Below are 19303 nucleotides of genomic sequence, written 5' to 3'. Positions count from 1 at the left end.
GTATGATCGTTAGCACAAGTACGAAGTTAGCGCATTTACAGAAAAAAATTATGAATCAGGATTTTCAAGAAAGTCGGGGACTGTCTAACGAAGTTTCGTATTATATTCTAGGCTATGCACCGCAGGACAAGCCAATCGTTCGGGAGGCTATTGATAAAATGGAACGTAGATTTAATCAAGCCTCAGTTGGTGTTGATATTATTGAGTTCAATGTATATCAAATTATGTGGAAATTACTGGATGAAATTGGCATTAGACAGAATGTTTTTGACATGGAGGAAAATGAAGGCATTGAGTACCTGACTGAACAGTTAAATAATGTACTCAAGATGACCGATTCAGAAAATCTTTTTGTTAAGTATATGGAAAAACATTTAGAAAACCAAAACTCGGTGATTTTTTTAACTGGAATTGGTGAAATTTTTCCATTAATTCGGGCACATAAAATACTGAATACGATGCACCAAATCATATCATCGGTACCCGTTATTTTATTCTACCCAGGTGAATATAATAGTTTAAGTCTTAGTATGTTCGGGGAAACTAAGGAAGATAACTATTATCGTGCTTTTCAAATAAATTAGAATTACTTTTTCAAGGCCTTGAGGGGGCAAAATAATGAAGATTAAAGATATATTTGCTAAGCCAATTGATCGTAATATTAAAGGTGTTATTACCATTGGTGATGAACAAGATGCTAATGTAAAACAGGAACTAGAAGAATATGTTGTCACACACGAATTACAAAAACATTTCCATGATTTTTTTAAAGCATACGTTGCCAGTATTAATCATGACACTTCGGAGATGGGAGTCTGGATTTCAGGTTTCTTTGGTTCAGGGAAATCTCACTTTTTAAAGATTCTGGCCTATTTGTTGGAAAATCGGAGTGTTGCTGGCAAGCCAGCAATCGATTATTTCTTAAAAGAGAATAAGATTGGTAGTCAAGAGACTGTTGATGCGATTCAATTGGCAACTTCAGTACATAATGAAACGATATTGTTTAATATTGATTCAAAAGCTAAGAATGGTAGCAAATCACAAAAAGATGCCATTTTAAATGTTTTTTGGCAAGTTTTTAATGAAAAAATTGGTCTGATAGGCGTTGACTTTTGGATTGCCGACATGGAACGCAACTTGATTCATGATGGTAAATATGAGGCGTTTCAGGCTAAGTTCCAGGAACTAGATGATAAGGGAAGAACTTGGCTAGAGGCTCGAAATGGATTTGCATTTTTTAAAAATACAATCAAAGAAGCACTCGTGGCTGTCGGCGAAATGACTGAAGAAAATGCTGATGGCTTTATCGAGCAGCTTAAAACGGAATACCCACTCAGTGTAGAAGATTTTGCCCAACGGGTTAATGAATATATTGAACAACAAGCAGATCCAGACTATCATCTTGTGTTTTTAGTCGATGAGATTGGCCAATATATCGGCGATAGTCAGCAACGAATGCTGAATTTGCAAAGTGTTGTCGAAGATTTGGGGACATATACGCATGGAAAAGCTTGGGTAATTGTGACTAGTCAACAAGCAATCGATCAGGTAACGGACCATATTAATGGACAAGATTTCTCGAAAATTCAGGGTCGTTTTAATACTCGAATTGCAATGTCGTCAGCGAACGTTGATGAAGTAATTAATAAGCGATTATTAGTCAAGACGCCGGAAAGTGAACGGGCCCTGATGCAGACGTATTCAGATGATCAACATGCCATCAACAACTTGATGACATTTGAATCGGATATTACGCGGGATCATTATCAAAGTGCAGAAAGCTTTGCAGATGTTTATCCATTTGTACCGTATCAGTATAATTTATTACAAGATACGTTGACTGCCATTCGGGAAAACGGTTCTGACGGTAAGCACTTAGCAAACGGTGAACGTTCAATGCTAGCAGTTTTTCAAGAATCAGCACAACGGATTGAAAATGAAGACGTGCGGGCGTTAGTTCCGTTTAGTATTTTCTTCCAGGGCCTTGATCAATTCTTGGACCACACGCACATGATTGTGATTCAACGTGCGATTAAGAATGAACGTGTTAATCCAGATGGTGTTGAACACCCATTTGCCGTGCAGGTTTTGGAAACGCTGTTCATGGTGAAGTATGTAGATAATTTTAATGCTACTCTGAATAACGTTGTCACGTTGATGATTGATTCAATTGATACCGACCGGGTTGAATTGGAAAAGCGAGTTAAAGAAGCCTTGATTGAGTTAACGAATCAAAACTTCATTGAAGAGACGACTAAAGGGTTCGAATTTTTAACTAACGCTGAACAAGAGATTAGCCGGTCAATTTCAAAACAAGATGTAGAGCCTGGAGAAGTTTCTCGTGAAATTGGGAACTATTTATTCGGGGCAAAAAAAATTGATCGAAAGTTTACCTATCCTAAGCTAAATAAGCAGTATACGTTTAATTTCAATCAGTTCGTTGATGATCAGCCATTGGGGTTGGCCAACAATACGTTAAGCCTAAAATTGAACACTCCTGAAAGTAATACTAATCGTGATGAAGCTGAATTAAGACGAATCGCGTTATCCCCTAGTGAACCACAAATTATTATTGATATGCCTAGACGTGATGATTACACCCATAATTTATCACAAGCACTGAAAATTCAAAAATTTGTAATGGATCCAGGTGCTTACGCAAAGGATGCTCGATCTAACAATATTATTGATGTTAAGCGTGCTGAGCGGGTAAGTCTGATTGAAAAGGTTCATGTAGATTTGGAAGATGCACTGGAAGATGCTGATATTTATGTCGGTGGCGAATTGCTGGAAGCAGGAAGCAAGAGTTTTGAGCAACGTTTAAATACGGCACAGGAACATCTAGTTGACGAAATTTACCGTAATTTAAGCTATATCACGGCGATTAAATCGGAGAAAGATATTGTTGCGCTATTTAATCAAGAGTTAATTGCCCCCGATGAAAATAGACAAGCGGTGGAAGCAGTCATGAATCGAATTGTGCAGGATGCTGATAACGGTTCTCATAGTAAAGTGGCCTATAAGTCGATTCTGGATCGTTTTGGCGTAGAACCGTATGGATACCGTGATATCGACATTAAGTGGATGGTGGCCAAACTTTTTGCTGACAACCGGATTAAAGTATATGTTAACAACGCACTAATCAATATAGAAGATGCCACTAAGCCAGTTGAACTAGCAAACTATTTTGTGAAGAAACAGTATGTTGACAAGATGCAGTTTGTTCCACGTGTCGCTGTTTCGGAGGAAAAACGCCAAGCGTTAAAAGCGGTGGCTAAGGACGTCTTCAACCGGCAGAGCTTTGATGACGATGAAGATGATACGTTAGTTAACAATTTACGTCAAAGTATGATTAAAGAGCGAGATGCACTCAATGAGTTCGTGCGGCTATCTACGCGTTATCCAGGAAGAAACGTTTTAGAGAATGGTTTACAACTGATGAATGGCTTAATTAGCCAGACTGATACGGACCAGTTTTACAATAAATTATTTAAGCATCAAGATGACTTCTTAGATTGGTCCGACGATATGTATGACTATGGGTTGATCGATTTTTACAATAATCCGACTCAAGAGAAAATCTGGAAAGATGCACTTTCTAAGATTGATATCTATGAGAAGTCTAGTTCATTTATTAGCGGGGCTGATGTTGGCAAGATCTATAAGCAGATTAAAGATCGAGTTGATGCAAACAAGGCTGATCGGTTAAATGAGTTGAACAGTCTTAATGAAAAATTTAATAGCGCGTATAGTGCAGAGTTTGACAAAACTGAGGCGGATATTAAAGCGAATGTCAATATTGAATGGCAAGCAGCTTTGGATTATGCAAAGAACAAGGACTTAATTGGTCAGTTTGAACCGACCATCAATCAAGCTTTCGAACAATTTATTCAAGAAGCACAAGCAGCTCGTAATTTGGATGAATTGGTCGTAATTAAATCTAAGGCTTCCGTTAAGAAAGATAACTTGCAGACGCGCATTGATGAAGAAATCATTGAAATTGAGAGAAAACAAGCTGCATTACAACGTGCACAGAAACAAGTGGATAAGGATGAAACAAATACAGATGAAGACCAAACTCCAACGGCCACTTCAATAACGGTAACGCCTCAAGTACCGACAACGAAGCATGTTAGTCTTAAAAATTTGCCAGTTAACCGTTCATGGCAAGTAACTAGTGCCAAAGAGGTTGACGAGCAATTGGCACAATTACGAAAGGTATTAATTGCTCAGTTGGATAATGTTGATGAATTGAAGATTGATCTTTAATAGTCAAGTTGAAAGGAATTACAAATGGACAAAACAGCCATTAAAAATTTTGCAATTGAATCGCGACGGAAACTAATTGCGGCTATCAAATTACAAATGAAAGTGTTGGGAATTACTGAGGAACAAATTTCCGATAAGTTGGAAACGTCTACGTCTGAAATTGAGTATTATGTGGATGACCGCAACCCAATCACTGGTTCGAACATTGTTAAGCGCCAAAAACTAGTTGTAGAATTACATGAGCGTGAGAAGGCAACCGATTATGAGACGGCCTACAATGAGTTGGTCGAAGAGGTTGCATATACTTGGTTCAATCGCCTAATTGCGATTCGGTTTATGGAAGTTAATGGTTATTTGCCGAGTCGGATTCGAGTATTATCTAGTTCATCAGGCCGCAATGAACCTGATATTATGTTGCGAAGCGAAGCCGATTTAGTGCCGTATCTTGGTGCTTTTAGCAACGAGGAGCAAGCAATTATGGTACATGCTTCGGAAACTGAAGCCACAGTTGACATGGACGCCAAATATCGGATGCTATTTATTAAGCAAGCCAACGCTTTAAATGCAAATCTACCACATTTATTCGAAAAAACTAACGATTATGCAGAATTATTGTTCACTCCAAACTATCATGACGGCGTTATTCAGCATCTAATTAACGATATTGATGAAGCCGATTTTGACGTTACTCGTGGTGGTCAGGTTGAAATTATTGGGTGGCTGTATCAGTACTATAATACTGAACCAAAAGAAGTAGCATTCAAAAAACGTAAATACACTGAAACTGATATCCCTGCGGTAACCCAATTATTTACGCCCGATTGGATTGTCAAGTATATGGTTGAAAACTCGTTGGGCCGTTATTGGATTGATGTTTTACATGCTAGAAATGATTCGCGATCAGAAGTAGAAATAGCACAGGCTTATCATTGGCAATATTACATGCCCGAATCTCAGCAAAACGAACAAGTATCTCTAAAGATTATAGAGGCACAAAAAGAGCTTACTGAAGTGAAACTCGAGGATATTACTTTAGTGGATGCAGCAATGGGCTCTGGTCACGTGCTAGTTTACGCGTTTGATGTCTTTTTACAGCTGTATGAGTCAGAAGGTTATTCAAAGAGAGATGCTACCGAAAATATTATTCAGTATAATCTGTATGGTTTTGACATTGATACTCGAGCATTCCAACTATCATACTTTGCTTTATCTATGAAAGCGCGCGAATATAATCGGCATTTCTTAACCTTGGGATTAAGTCCAAACGTTTTTGATATTCCAGAATATACAGATTTGTCGGTACAGGATTTTGAAGATTTAATTACTACGGACCAGCAGTCTTCAGATATCACGCGTTTATTAAACGCCTTTCATGATGGCAATAGTTACGGCTCCTTAATTCATTTTACTGACCCCATTGATTTTCTCGAAATTGAATCAATTATTGATACAAAACCCGGAGAACATCAATTATCTTTTGAAAGTATTGAATTAGAAGAGAAAAAACATAAGCTAAAAGAAATTATTACAGTCTCGAAACTTTTATGTCACAAATATACAGTAGGGGTCATGAATCCACCATACATGGGTTCAGGAAAAATGAATGATGTTCTTAGTAAATACGTAAAACGACATTTTACTGCTGGAAAAGCAGATTTGTTTGCTGCTTTCATGGAACGATTGCGAATGTTTGTGAGTGCCAATGGCTACTATGCGATGATTACACAACATGCATGGATGTTTCTCTCTAGCTTCGAGAAGCTTAGACAATCGTTAACACAAGATACACTAATTAATATGGCTCATTTAGGAACTCGAGCATTTGAAGAAATCGGTGGCGAAGTTGTGCAATCGACAGCTTTTGTGCTGAAAAAGCAAAACTTAACTGAATATGTGGGCACGTATGAACGTCTAATTGATTTTAATTCTCAAGATAGGAAAGAGACGGCATACTTAGCAGCCGTTCGAGATCAAACGGTAGACTACCTTTATCGAACTAATCAAGCGAACTTCAAGAAGATTCCGGGAAGTCCAATTGCTTATTGGGTAAGCAATCAGCTGTTACATGATTTCTTAGTAGGAATACCCCTTAAAAATATTTCTCCCGCACAGCGTGGGCTGACAACCGGAAATAATAATTTATTTATTCATGACTGGTGGGAAGTTCTATTCAACCATGTTGATGTAAGCCGGTCTTGGAGGAAAAATCAAACGTCTAAGAAAAAATGGTTTCCGTATAATAAAGGCGGAAAGAACCACAAATGGTTCGGCAATCGTGAGCTTATTGTTAACTACTACAATTCTGGTCAGGAAATAGCTGAGTTTGGCAAAATTAACAAAAACTCTTTTGGATTTCAGGGAAAAGATTACTACTTTCACAGCGGTATAACTTGGAGTGCATTGACTAGTGCTTCTAATACGTTCAGGTATAGTCCTCAAGGTAGTATATTTGATTCTAACAAAGGGCCAATGCTTTTCTCAAATGATGATAGCACAATATTTTCTCTGCTAGGATTTTTGAACTCAAAAGTAACTACTCTAATTACTAAGGTTTTAAATCCAACATTGTCTTTACAGAATGGTGATATGGACAAGCTACCGATAAAAAAAGAAATATTCGATCAAAATATTGAACATGTCGTTAGAATAAATGTTTTATTAGCCCAAAGTGATTGGAATGAATATGAAAATTCATGGGATTTCAAAGTTCATCCACTTCTATTGCACATCGCTGACGATAAGCAAACAGAGATCGGTGGACGACTAGAAAATGCTTTCGCTATCTGGAAGACTGAAGCACAAGAGCGGTTTGATCAATTAAAGGCAAATGAAGAAGAATTAAATCGAATTTTTATTGATTTGTACGGTTTGAACGATGAATTAACGCCGGAAGTTGAAGATAAAGAGGTTTCCGTGCGTCGGGCAGATGAGGAAAGTGATATTAAATCCTTGTTATCGTATTTTATTGGACTTGTGTTCGGCAGATATTCGTTAGACACTCTTGGACTTGCCTATGCGGGTGGTGAGTGGAATACTGATAAATATCAGAAGTTTGTGCCAAATAAAGACAACTTGTTGTTGTTAAACGATGACCGATACTTTGACGATGATCGTGATATCATGAATCGATTCAGAACCTTCTTAGCAGTGACTTTTGGAGAAGAGCATGTTCAAGAAAACATGGATTACATTGCTTATGTAATTGGTAAACAAGCCGATAATTCTGAGCAAGCTATTCGTAAATATTTTGTGGATGACTTCTTTAAAGATCATAAGAAGGGGTATCAGAAGCGGCCAATCTATTGGGAATTCAACAGTGGAAAGCAGAATGGTCTGAAGGCATTGATGTACTTACATCGTTATGATGAGGGCGAATTAGCCATGATGCGTACTGACTATATGTACCCGTTACAAAGTCGTTATGAAGAACGTATTGAGAAATTACAGCAATGGGTTCAAGATGAGAGTGTTACTAAAACTAAGAAGCAATTAGAGAAAAAACTAAAACATGTCACACAACAATTAAAAGAATTGAAGCAATATGATCCAATTGTTCGACATGTTGCCGACCAGCGTATTAATCTTGACTTAGACGATGGTGTATTAGTCAACTATGAAAAGTTACAAGATGGAAACAAAATTTTGAGTAAATTATAGTCATAATAAAGGAGCTCTCTTTGCCGGAGAGCTCCTTTTGTGCCAAAAAAGTGCCAATTATTTTAATGTGTCATTTAGAATGGATATAATCTTATTCTTATCCTGGGACTCTAACTCTTTAATGATGTGTAAATAGGTAGACTGAGTAGTGGTGATGTTGCTGTGACCTAGACGTCTGGACACAGATAGAACACTGACACCACGGTATAAGAGTATAGAGGCATGGGTATGACGCAATCCGTGGAACGTAATTCTTGGGATAGACAGCACTCGTAGTTTTGCTGTTAGCGCATTATTGATTTCCGCACTGACTAAAACGTGATGATTCTTATCCATTAAAATAGGCTGATCTTGTTCAAAATGGTGGATTGAAAGATAGTGACTTAATCGATGGATGGTTGTGTTATCGATTGAGACCTTACGATTGGAGGTTGACGTTTTTGTTTTCATAAACCCCGTCTTGTATTTGTAATCCCAAGTTTTATTAACATTGATAATGCCGGCTTGTAAGTCCAAGTCATTGATTGTTAGACCAACTATTTCCCCATAACGCATGCCTGTTACTGCAGCTAGATAGATAGTCATTTCATCAATTTGATCGGTATCCAAGTGCGTAATCAATTTAGCCCAATCATTGTAATTTAGCGTTTTTGACATTTTTGGCAGTGATCGGCCAGTAATAACAGCTTTGCGCGTGGGGTCAGAAGCAATGATATGCTCATCCATTGCTTCTAAAATACATGCGCGCAATTGCTTGTGTAAACAAGAAACGGTTCGACGTGCATGTGTTTTTGCAAACTCATTGAGTTTTTCTTGATAAGTTAATTTAGTTAACTCTTTTAGTTTTAAGCTACCAAATAACTTTCGCGCATGTTTAGCAGTGTTTTGGTATTTATTGTAAGTAATAGGTGATACTGCGTTCTGCTTATAAGTCTTAATCCATCGCTCGTAGTAACTGACTAGTGATTCGCTACCCGCCTTCGCAGTTTTTAAATTAGGATGTTCCGATTGAATCTTGCTGGCAGCCAAGATAGCGTCAGATTTTCTTGTAAAACCGGACTTTCGGAGCTTTTTATACTTTCCGTCTGCATCTTTATATGAGATTTCGTATTGCCAAACATTGCCTCGTTTTTGATAACTAACCATTATTTTACCCCCCAAAGCCGAAATATTGGCACATTTTTGGCACCGCGATTGGTCAATACCACTGAATAATACCATATTGATAGATTATCGTCAGCGATGTGCGACAGAAGCGGGTGGCGGTTGAAATCCCAAGATAGTTCAAAGCATCCCTCATCCATTTTAGATAGCATCACGTTAGCTTGTACAAGTGGTTCGACCAAATCCTTATTGACATTAATAACGGGAACATCTTTCATGTCAGCCACTTGGAAATTTAATGTTGGATTTAAAATTTTAACTATTGTGGGCATTACTTTAGAATTGACAAAACCAAGTATAAAAAAGATACTTTTATCCATAAACATCATTGGACCAGCATCTCCAAATAAGCTTCCTTGTCTGGATAACCGAAAGGAAGTATCAGACGAGGTAATCCGTCCCCACGTAATTCCTGTTTTAAAGTAATAGTTAGAATCTCTCAACCGATAATTTGATTTGGAATTTTTGATGTTTTCAGCGTTATTTTCAAGATCAATAACGGTAGTATTGTTTCCAAACCATTTATTAAAACCACCGCCGCTATTAAGCGGAAACCATTTGAACCCAGACATCTGAGAAATATTAGTTGCATTAAAGAGAATATCTTCATTACTAACCTCATACCATTCTTTTGTAAAATCCGATTTTACCATTATTCCGGACTTAACGTTCCCGTACTTACGTATAAGCGGATATTTAAAAGCTGAAAGAATTTCTGAAGACGCCCAATAGGAAATTTTATATCCAGGAATTTCTTTAAATTTCGCTTGATTAGTTCGATTAAATCGATTTCCAGTAATTGGAACAACTGCTGGTATTCCTTTCGTAACATCAGTAGTTTTAATCTGGTGATAGGTACCACTAAAATCAGGCAATAATATATTACGTAAAATCGTAACAGCAGTGCCAAAGGCAATTCCCATTACATTATTTTCCATATGCATTAGATTCGAAATCGTGTATTTAGTTAATATATTTTTTCTCATCTTTTCAAAACTTGATAAGAACATCCATGATTGCATAGTAACCATACAGCTATATCCACCTGACAGAGTTGCACGGCCCCAGCGTTCCATAAACATTGAGAATAAATCTGATTTAGAATTTGGATATACTTCTTTTGCAAACTTAGCCAACGCTGGCGACATTCTAGAAGACCCCATATACGGCGGATTAGTAATAACTACATGATAGGGCTGGGCCAATAATTTTGCTGCTTTAATAATTTCTTTTGCCTTCTCAATCAATGGTATTAGTTCAAATGACAGTTGGTGTTCATTTAGGCCATCCAATTCAGACAAGATCATTTCAAAATTATACTGTTCTACCTTAAGTAGAGAACCAAACTCGCTTCCATGCACAAAAACAGCTAGCAGCGCTTTTAGTATAGCAACTGTTTTCTCCGTCAATTGTTCGAATAGAACATTAAAACTCTCGATAGCTAGATCGCTCGTGTCTGGAATACTAAACACATTTATTGAGTGATTAGCCGATAATATTCGTCGATTATATTGTCTTGCTTTCATCATGACTGAAAAGTAGGAGAGCTGGAAAGCTCTCATGTCAATATCTAGGCCACTTAAATTATTAGTTATAATTAATTCAGTAGCTTCACGTTTAGAAAATCCTTCTGATACATAAATGTCCATTAAGACATCAAACGCATATACAAGAATATGTCCTGAGCCCATAGCAGGATCAATAAATTTAATATCTTGTATATTAAGATCCTCAAGTGAATTTTCAGTACTAGTTATCTCTACTATGGCTTCTTTAGGCTGAGGACCATCTTCCATGTAATATTGCCACTGAAATTGCTCTGCTAATTGTTTTTCAGACAAACTGCCATTTTTTGCAACTATATGTCGAATCCAAAGCTTTCCGAGCGAATTTTGTACCATGTACTTAACAATCCAGTCGGGTGTAAAAATTTGTGTAGCAGACGCAATTTCATTATTTCTAAATTTGTGAGACTTAGGTTGACTGATTGCTACTTCTTTTGGTTCAGTATTATAGTACTGATACAGCCACCCAATAATTTCAACCTGACCACCACGAGTAACGTCAAAATCGGCTTCATCAATATCGTTAATTAGATGCTGAATAACGCCGTCATGATAGTTTGGAGTGAACGATTATTAAATTTATTATAATGTGAGTTTTAGCGGGGAATACGGTATGATAAGGGTGGTGAATTTTTTGAAACGAGGAGTAATTATGGCTGACGTAAATATTGATCAAGTTGTGACAACGTTAAAAAGTAAATTTAAGGCGGGCCATCAATTCATTTTTTGGTATGACGACCAGGGCGAATTTGAGGATAGTGTCCGCGACTTAACTGGAGCACTAGCGGGTGTCGCCACTGTAGTTGAGTTAAAGATGGGATACCAATTAAAAACAAAGTTGCGGTTATTAGGGGCGGGCACGAGCGAAAAGTTTTTAATTTACTCGCCGCAACCACAACCGCCATTAGATGAAAACCATTTACGCGATATGGTGCTGTACTCCGAGATATTCAGAGCGGATGCACCAGAAATTTTGCGCAAAGAACTGCAACTGCCGGAGAATATGTATTCATTTGTAAAAAGATATACAGCATTTTTTGGAAGTAAGGAACGCCGTGCACGGTTCATGAAGTATGACTTACACAGTTATCAGTCAGAACCAACAGTTGCAATTATGGCGGCGATCGTTCGGCTGGATCAGCCCTTAGTAGATTTTTTTGCGATATTAAGACTGATTCTTAAGGCTGGATTGATGGATAACAAGTATTTAAATGAATTTGAAAAATATCACGTCATCAATGATTTTTGGAGACTAATCAGTGATCAATTTAGATTTCAGTCTGATCAGCCAGATTTATTAACACTGGCGTCTGGAATGTATGTCACGATGGCCTTTCAACAAATGGGACTCCCGACGGCAGCTGATAATCGTTACAATTTGAGTACTCGGGCGGCCAATGTCCAAACGTTTATGCAACAATTTAGCGCTGAAGCCTATAATCAGCATCGTGATGATTATGATCAGATTGCACGGCATGTTTGGGAGAATATTAAAGTAAATAAATTTTTTGATCAACTTGATATTGATGATCTTGCAAATAGCGATGTTTTCCCGGAATTTGATCGGAGAATTTTGAACTGGATTCAAGAGCAATTGTTGCTGGAAAATGATGAAGTTCTAGTTGACGGTTTAAGTATTGGCAAATTGACTAAGAAACGTCGAGAAATGCACTATGGCCGCTCACATAATACCAATCATTTGTACTTGATGGTCAGAAGTGCATGGCAAGTTATCCAAGCTCGTCATAATCGGCCCGCAAATGGGTTCAACGCAATGGTTGATGAGTATACTAATGGTGGTTATTATATTGATATGAATTATCGGCACTTTGTTTATGAATATCATATTGCTGGTTATCCAGATCATTATATGCGGTTGAAACGATTGGTAGAGCAGCTTTATGTTGATTTGTTATCCAAGTTTAATATCGGCTGGAATCAGAGTTTAAATTACCAGCAAATTGCGCCACAACTTCTGCAACGAAATTTTTATAATCAGTATATTCGTAACGAACAGAATCGAATTGTAGTTATTATCTCTGATTCATTTCGTTTTGAAGTTGGAAAGGAATTACAGAATAAGTTAAAGCAAGAAGACCAAGTTACGGATATGCAGATGCATTTTCTAATTAGTGGTTTGCCATCCGTCACCTATATGGGTATGCCAGCCTTATTACCGCATCAAAACTTAGCATTACAGGCTGAAGAGCGCCGGGTAACCGTTGATGGTCAGCCCGCAAGTAATATTGAACAACGCCAGGCAATATTGCGCCAAGCAAACCCTAAAAGTACGGCATATCGTTTTAAGGATTTGCAAGGTAAGTCACGTGATGAACTTCGATCCATGTTTGTCAATCAAGAAGTAATCTATATTTATCACAATCAGATTGATACTACGGCAGAGAATAAAGGAACCGAAGATGAAACTGCCACTGCAGCTAAAAATGCGATTAACGAATTGCAAGAATTAATCTGGCGATTACGAACTAATAGCATTAATCATGTTTATATTACTGCGGATCACGGGTATCAATATCGTGATGAAAAAATTGCGGATATTGACAAAATTGAAGTTAAAACGGTTGCGGAAGATTGGAAGTCACCACGTTACTTAGTTTCTGAGCGCGACATCAAGGTTCCAGGTGTTGAACGCCAAGCCCTAGCCGATATTTTAGAAAACCAGGATTCACGGTATGTTTATTATCCGACTACGGCTAACGTATTTAAGGCCAATGGTGGTGATAATTATGCACATGGAGGATCATCATTGGAAGAAATGGTGGTCCCGTTACTGGAAGTACGTACAACCAGTAAAAAATCGACGGCACATGAGGTAACCTTACAGATTAATAATTCTAATTTGAGAGTAACCTCATTAGAGGTACCGTTAAGTATTATGCAAACCGAACCAATTAGTTCTAAAGTAACACCAGCTGCCTTTAAATTATATTTTGTTGATAAAAATAATCATCAAATTTCAGGGCAAATCCTGATTAATGCAAATAGTAAAGATACACAGGTTGAAAAGAGAATACGGCGAGCTAATCTTACTTTAGTTGATCAGCCGTATGATCGCAATCAAGTGTATGACTTAGTTATTGAAAATATCGAAAGTGGTGCACAAAATCGAGTTCACTATCGAATTGATATTGTAGACGATCGGGGCTAAGTGCTTCATGAAAGGTGTTGGTAAGAACCAACACCTTTTTTATTAGTCTTGGTAACGTGAATACGGCATTAAAGTGACAATTGTCGTATAATGAATATATTCTTAAAAAACGAGGAGAATAATATGGCAACCACAACTCATTTTTACGAAACATTTCAACCAGAACATTACGATCTTTATATCAATATTAACCGGGCGGATAAGCTGATTTCGGGGAAATCAACGATTACCGGGGATGCTAAGGCGCAGGAAGTGCTGATTCATCAGAATGGTTTGACCATTGCTGGTGTCCAAGCCGATGGTGCGGATGTGCCCTTTACTGTGGATAATGCGATCCAAGGAATTCGAATTGAACTTGCCAAGGCCGGTCAAACAACTTTGACGATTACGTACAGTGCCAAATTGACGGATACGATGATGGGTATCTACCCATCATATTACGAAGTCAACGGTGTGAAGAAAGAACTAATCGGGACGCAGTTTGAAACGACCGCGGCCCGGCAAGCCTTCCCGTGTGTCGATGAACCAGAAGCTAAAGCGACTTTTGATCTTGCCATCAAGTACGATGAACATGATGGTGAAACGATCTTAAGCAACATGCCCGAAGATCATGAAGCCGATGGGGTGCATTACTTTGAAACCACGGTGCGGATGTCGACTTACTTGATTGCGTTTGCCTTTGGTGAATTACAAGGCAAGCAGACGAAGACCAAGAGTGGCGTGACCATCGGTGTTTTCGGTACTAAGGCCCACAAGGCTAACGAGCTCGACTTTGCTTTGGACATTGCCAAGCGCTCAATCGAATTTTATGAAGATTTTTATCAGACGCCATATCCATTGCCACACTCATGGCAATTGGCCTTACCAGACTTCTCAGCTGGTGCGATGGAAAACTGGGGCTTAGTTACTTATCGGGAAGCCTACTTACTATTAGATCCTGACAACACGGCCCTCGAAACGAAACAACGGGTCGCCACGGTGATTGCCCATGAACTTGCCCATCAATGGTTCGGTGATTTGGTTACGATGAAGTGGTGGGATGACCTCTGGTTAAATGAAAGTTTCGCCAACATGATGGAATATGTGGCGACGGACGCCTTAGAACCGGACTGGCATATTTGGGAAACTTTCCAAACGTCCGAAGCATCAATGGCGCTTCAACGGGATGCCACGGATGGGGTTCAGTCAGTCCATGTTCAGGTGGAAGATCCGGCCGAAATCGACTCGATTTTTGACGGTGCGATTGTCTACGCTAAGGGTGCGCGGATGTTAGTAATGGCGCGGGCCTTAGTTGGTGATGATGCCTTACGAGCAGGTTTGAAGCAGTACTTTATCAATCATAAATATGGTAATGCCAAGGGTGATGACTTGTGGAACGCCTTAGCAGATGCTTCTGGGATGCAAGTTGGGGACATCATGCATTCATGGCTGGAACAACCTGGCTATCCAGTGGTCACGGCAGCGGTTGTTGACGGTCAGTTGACCTTGTCACAACAACAGTTCTTCATCGGTGAAGGTGAAGAAGTCGGTCGTCAATGGCAGATTCCGTTGAATAGCAACTATGAGGCGGCACCAGCGATTATGAAGGACCAAGCTGTGACGGTCGGCGATTATGCCAAATTACGTGATGCGAGTGGGCAACCATTCCGCTTGAACGTTGGGAATAACTCCCACTTCATCGTCAAGTATGACCAAACGTTATTGGATGATATTCTAGCGCATGTTGATGACTTAACGGCTATTGACCAGTTACAGTTGTTACAAGACTTACGCTTATTAGCGGAAGGTCGTCAAATCTCATACGCAGCCGTTGTGCCATTATTAAGTCGGTTTGCAGCCAGCCATTCAACGGTCGTTAACGCAGCGTTGTACCAAGTTGCGGGTAACTTACGTAAGTTTGTTACGCCAGATTCTGATGAAGAAAAGCATTTACAAACGTTATTTGACCAATTGAGTGCCGCTCAGGTTAAACGGTTAGGGTGGTTGCCACAAGCTGGTGAATCTAACAATGATCAGTTGACGCGGCCATACGTTTTGAGTGCGGCTTTGTACGCCAAGAATAGTGCGGCCGTATTGGCTGCCCATGAATTATTCGAAGGTAACCGTGATAAGTTAGCGACCTTACCAGCCGATGTGCGGGTCTTCATTTTACGGAATGAAGTCAAGAACTTTGGTAGTAAGGACTTATTCGATAGTTTATTGACGGCGTCACGGCAGACAGCCGATGCTAGTTACAAGGCTGACATTTGTGACGCATTGACCGCAACTACGGACCCCGAATTAATCAAACAGTTAGTTGTGAAGTTTGAAGATGCGGATACGATTAAGCCACAAGACTTGCGGGCCTGGTTCCGCGGCGTCTTGGCTAATCCAACTGGTGAACAAGCAGCTTGGGATTGGATTCGCGACGAATGGTCATGGTTGGAAGCCACGGTTGGTGGTGACATGGAATTTACCACTTACATCACCGTCATTTCACGGGTCTTCCATACGGCTGAACGTTTAGCAGAATTCAAGGCGTTCTTTGAACCAAAAATCAATACGCCTGGTTTAACGCGTGAAATTATGATGGATACGAAGGTCATCGCCAGTCGCGTTGCCTTAGTTGAAGATGAACGTGACGCGGTGAATGCGGCGGTCGCGGAAGTTGTAAAGTAATCTAATTAATAAAGAAGCTAAGTTCGGTTGATGATGTCAATCAGGCTTAGCTTCTTTTATTGATGGCTACTATTCATTGCTGAATCATTTTTACTTCGCAATACCCAATCTGTCGCCAGTCCCCAAATTGGCGCATGACCTCACTGTGAGTGACACAGGCGACACACTGGTAATGCTGATACTTATCAAAAACCGCTTGGACACGGTGGCGGATGTCAGCACTAGTTTCGTAGTCCCAGGTTTGAGTTTCATTAGCTTGACCATGGTTGGCAGTATATTCATCGTAGGCGGCCATTGCTTGATGACCGCTTTTTATTTGCCAGCCTGATTTATCTGGATACCATTCATGAAGGCCCAACTCGACTTGTAATGGTCGGTTATGCCGTCGGATGATTTCCGTTGCGGTTTGTAGTGCTCGGGTATAGGGCGAGGCTAAGATGAGCTGGACCTCATTAAAAATTGGTTGTTCAGCGCAATGTTGGGCCTGCAAAACACCTTGCTTAGTGAGTGGACTTAAATCGCGTCCAAACCCGGTATATCCAGCATTGGTGACGGGGCCATAATCCGGTTCACCATGCCGAATCAAGTAGATTTTCATAACCACCGACCTCCTAATCAACCGTAATAACACGCACACCACAATAGTCCACGTCTTTCTGATCGCCAAACTGCCGCATGACCTCGCCATGTGTGACGCAGGCGATGCAATTGTAAGATGTGGCATACTTATTCAAAGTTGCCAAAACTCGGGCCTTCATTTCAGCTGCCGATTCGTAGGGGCGGGGACTAGCGGTGGTGTGCTTACCGGCGTGTTGTCGATAGAGCTTGTAGGCCGTGGCCGCTTGTTCATCGGTATCAGTCCGACTACCCGTGTTATCGGGCAGCCACTCGTGTAATCCAAGTTCGACCTTTAGTGGAATATCATTAAAACGCACAATTTCCAGTGCCGTCTGCAAGGCGCGCGTGTAGGGGGATGACAGAATTAATTGGACTTGTGCAAACAACGGCTGCTGGGCGCATTGTTGTGCTAGCATAATACCACGGTCGGTTAAGCCGCCGAGTTCGCGACCAAAACCAGTTAGTCCAGCTGCGGTGATCTGTTGATAAGTTGGTTCGGAGTGACGAATGAGATAGACTCGCATTAAAAAGGCCTCGGTTATGTTGTTTTACTTATATTATACTGGCTGGGGCCTGATTGAGGAACTTTATTATTGCCAATTATCGAATAGCTGATATAATTTAAATGGTAATTATTACTATTTAAAAGGAGGCACCCATGATGGAAAAACAAGATTTAGCAAGTGCGCGCAGGCGTCTACGGGGGACCAACTTAAAATCGCGGAAACGCGCATTGAAGATTTTACATGATGCCCGACGTAACGCCAGTAAAGCCAAATAGTGTCAGCGAACGTTAGCCAATTTGGTTAACGTTTTTTTGTTAGCTGTGCGGTATGATTAAGATACAGGAATGAGTGGAGGACATGTGGATGGAAACAACTTTGGTGATTATTCGGGGGAATTCTGGGAGTGGTAAGACGGCGCTAGCGCAGGCGTTGCAACGACGCGTGGGCCATCATACGTTGCTAGTGTCCCAAGATGTCGTTCGTCGCGACATGCTGATGAGTCATGATTACCCGGGAAATATTTCAATTGGTCTGATTGAACAAATTGCGCGTTATGGACTGGGACGTGTGCCTGTAGTCATTGTGGAAGGCATCTTAGCACGTGATCGGTATGGAAAAATGTTGGCGCGGCTTAGTCAATCGTTTCCACGCGTCCTCACTTATTATTTTGAAGTGAGTTTTGCCACTACCTTGGCGCGTCATCAAAAGCGTCATCGTGATTTTGGTGTGGAAGACATGCGTCGGTGGTGGCTTCCACATGACACGTTGGGCATTGCTAATGAAGTCTTAATTGACGAGCAACAAGATTTAACCACGGAAGTTCAACAAATTATGACTGCTATGCATGATTGTGACTAAACAACCACGAGTTGATTGGTTTGATCGTGGTTGAGGATTAAGCTGAAATCATAAAGAGGGCGAGCCAATGTTACTCGCAGCATTATTGAAAACGCGTCGTTGTCAGTATGGATTGACACAGGCACAACTAGCGTCCAAGTTATTTGTTACGACTCAGGCAGTGTCTAAGTGGGAACGCGGAAAGGCGATTCCATCAATCGATAATTTACTGGCACTGTCGGATCTGTATAATCTATCCTTGGATGAATTAGTTCGTGGTAGTGCTTTCTTTCCAAAGCCATATATTGTTGGTCGACGACTAAGCTTTGGTCGACTTCTGGGTCTCGGATTATTTTGGCTATTTGTTTGTTTATTGTTTACTGGTTTTGGTTATCAGCCGTGGTGGCTCTTTTTATCACTTTATATTGTTGGATTGATTGTGGTCGTTCCAGTGGGAATCAATAGTTACTGGGTGATTCAGCCTGCTACCATTGAGTTGCATACGTATGCTGCATCGACATTGACTAAGTTTCGCCAAATTGTCTTCAATTGTCCACAGCGCCAACTAATCCACTATACAGATCTGCAGCGGGTTACCATCAGTTATCGGTGTCGCAAACGATTTTCACCATTTGATTTTAATCCGGATTATTTTCAATTGATTTTAAAGACTAATGCCCAAACTTATCAGCTGGAATGTGCGTTGAAGGCCAGCGACTATTTACCGCAATTTGTCAGTTATTTGCAACGACAAGGTGTGCTTGTTGATGATCCTCAACAAGTTGTGGAATTGTTAGTTTCAGGAAAGTCGTTGTATCAGCATTTTCATACCGAGACTTGATCTTGAACAGTTGCAACCA

General features: G+C 40.0%; 12 protein-coding genes. 8 read left to right on the top strand and 4 right to left on the bottom strand.

From position 1 onward, the window contains the following. The first annotated feature begins 2 nt into the window (after window positions 1-2). The 3 genes from RXV91_RS01135 to pglX (RXV91_RS01125) are packed head-to-tail and all read left to right on the top strand — an operon-like array spanning window position 3 to window position 7926. On the top strand, window positions 3-584 hold the full coding sequence (locus tag RXV91_RS01135; protein ID WP_251899319.1) for a DUF1788 domain-containing protein: 582 nt from the start codon (window positions 3-5) through the stop codon (window positions 582-584). A 34-nt stretch (window positions 585-618) separates the two neighbouring features. Then, window positions 619-4269: a BREX system P-loop protein BrxC gene (brxC, locus tag RXV91_RS01130; RefSeq protein ID WP_316438320.1), complete on the top strand. Its 3651-nt coding sequence runs from the start codon at window positions 619-621 to the stop codon at window positions 4267-4269. A 24-nt stretch (window positions 4270-4293) separates the two neighbouring features. Beyond that, a complete protein-coding gene (gene pglX / locus RXV91_RS01125) occupies window positions 4294-7926 on the top strand; it encodes a BREX-1 system adenine-specific DNA-methyltransferase PglX (protein ID WP_316438319.1) in 3633 nt (1210 codons plus the stop codon). A 57-nt stretch (window positions 7927-7983) separates the two neighbouring features. On the opposite strand, the gene RXV91_RS01120 is transcribed toward pglX (RXV91_RS01125), so the two are convergent. After that, a complete protein-coding gene (locus tag RXV91_RS01120; protein WP_074161954.1) occupies window positions 7984-9072 on the bottom strand; it encodes a tyrosine-type recombinase/integrase in 1089 nt (362 codons plus the stop codon). Beyond that, on the bottom strand, window positions 9072-11195 hold the full coding sequence (gene pglX / locus RXV91_RS01115; protein WP_316438532.1) for a BREX-1 system adenine-specific DNA-methyltransferase PglX: 2124 nt from the start codon (window positions 11193-11195) through the stop codon (window positions 9072-9074). Before pglX (RXV91_RS01115) ends, RXV91_RS01120 begins: the two co-directional genes overlap by 1 nt. Before the next feature lie 112 nt (window positions 11196-11307). Between pglX (RXV91_RS01115) and pglZ the strand changes: the two genes are divergently transcribed. Together pglZ and RXV91_RS01105 are read left to right on the top strand one after the other, a co-directional pair. After that, window positions 11308-13824, top strand: coding sequence for a BREX-1 system phosphatase PglZ type A (gene pglZ, locus RXV91_RS01110; protein ID WP_316438318.1), 2517 nt, complete (start codon window positions 11308-11310; stop codon window positions 13822-13824). A 123-nt stretch (window positions 13825-13947) separates the two neighbouring features. Further along, window positions 13948-16482: a M1 family metallopeptidase gene (locus RXV91_RS01105; protein WP_316438317.1), complete on the top strand. Its 2535-nt coding sequence runs from the start codon at window positions 13948-13950 to the stop codon at window positions 16480-16482. 73 nt (window positions 16483-16555) lie between these two features. On the opposite strand, the gene RXV91_RS01100 is transcribed toward RXV91_RS01105, so the two are convergent. Then, a complete protein-coding gene (locus tag RXV91_RS01100; RefSeq protein ID WP_316438316.1) occupies window positions 16556-17080 on the bottom strand; it encodes a histidine phosphatase family protein in 525 nt (174 codons plus the stop codon). Window positions 17081-17093: 13 nt separating this feature from the next. Further along, window positions 17094-17624, bottom strand: a complete 531-nt coding sequence (locus RXV91_RS01095) for a histidine phosphatase family protein (protein ID WP_316438315.1) — start codon at window positions 17622-17624, stop codon at window positions 17094-17096. A 137-nt stretch (window positions 17625-17761) separates the two neighbouring features. Here RXV91_RS01095 and RXV91_RS01090 point away from each other — a divergent pair, with 137 nt between their 5' ends. The 3 genes from RXV91_RS01090 (at window position 17762) to RXV91_RS01080 (ending at window position 19284) form a co-directional block, all read left to right on the top strand. After that, window positions 17762-17881: a putative metal homeostasis protein gene (locus tag RXV91_RS01090; RefSeq protein WP_003645748.1), complete on the top strand. Its 120-nt coding sequence runs from the start codon at window positions 17762-17764 to the stop codon at window positions 17879-17881. Between the two features lie 88 nt (window positions 17882-17969). Then, complete coding sequence (locus tag RXV91_RS01085) at window positions 17970-18464, top strand: kinase (protein WP_316438314.1); 495 nt, start codon at window positions 17970-17972, stop codon at window positions 18462-18464. A gap of 67 nt (window positions 18465-18531) precedes the next feature. Further along, window positions 18532-19284, top strand: coding sequence for a helix-turn-helix transcriptional regulator (locus RXV91_RS01080; RefSeq protein WP_316438313.1), 753 nt, complete (start codon window positions 18532-18534; stop codon window positions 19282-19284). The last annotated feature ends 19 nt before the right edge of the window (window positions 19285-19303 follow it).

Origin of the sequence: Lactiplantibacillus sp. DA1 (genome assembly GCF_032681335.1) — a bacterium.
Classification (GTDB): Bacteria; Bacillota; Bacilli; order Lactobacillales; family Lactobacillaceae; genus Lactiplantibacillus.
The sequence above is the reverse complement of the archived record's forward strand: the minus strand, read 5'-3'. Positions and strand labels throughout refer to the sequence as shown.

What these genes read in the sequence shown, in the direction of transcription:
- RXV91_RS01135 (WP_251899319.1), top strand. Translation starts at nt 3, where the DNA reads ATGATCGTTAGCACAAGTACGAAGTTAGCGCATTTACAGAAAAAAATT.
- brxC (WP_316438320.1), top strand. Translation starts at nt 619, where the DNA reads ATGAAGATTAAAGATATATTTGCTAAGCCAATTGATCGTAATATTAAA.
- pglX (WP_316438319.1), top strand. Translation starts at nt 4,294, where the DNA reads ATGGACAAAACAGCCATTAAAAATTTTGCAATTGAATCGCGACGGAAA.
- RXV91_RS01120 (WP_074161954.1), bottom strand. Translation starts at nt 9,072, where the DNA reads ATGGTTAGTTATCAAAAACGAGGCAATGTTTGGCAATACGAAATCTCA.
- pglZ (WP_316438318.1), top strand. Translation starts at nt 11,308, where the DNA reads ATGGCTGACGTAAATATTGATCAAGTTGTGACAACGTTAAAAAGTAAA.
- RXV91_RS01105 (WP_316438317.1), top strand. Translation starts at nt 13,948, where the DNA reads ATGGCAACCACAACTCATTTTTACGAAACATTTCAACCAGAACATTAC.
- RXV91_RS01100 (WP_316438316.1), bottom strand. Translation starts at nt 17,080, where the DNA reads ATGAAAATCTACTTGATTCGGCATGGTGAACCGGATTATGGCCCCGTC.
- RXV91_RS01095 (WP_316438315.1), bottom strand. Translation starts at nt 17,624, where the DNA reads ATGCGAGTCTATCTCATTCGTCACTCCGAACCAACTTATCAACAGATC.
- RXV91_RS01090 (WP_003645748.1), top strand. Translation starts at nt 17,762, where the DNA reads ATGGAAAAACAAGATTTAGCAAGTGCGCGCAGGCGTCTACGGGGGACC.
- RXV91_RS01085 (WP_316438314.1), top strand. Translation starts at nt 17,970, where the DNA reads ATGGAAACAACTTTGGTGATTATTCGGGGGAATTCTGGGAGTGGTAAG.
- RXV91_RS01080 (WP_316438313.1), top strand. Translation starts at nt 18,532, where the DNA reads ATGTTACTCGCAGCATTATTGAAAACGCGTCGTTGTCAGTATGGATTG.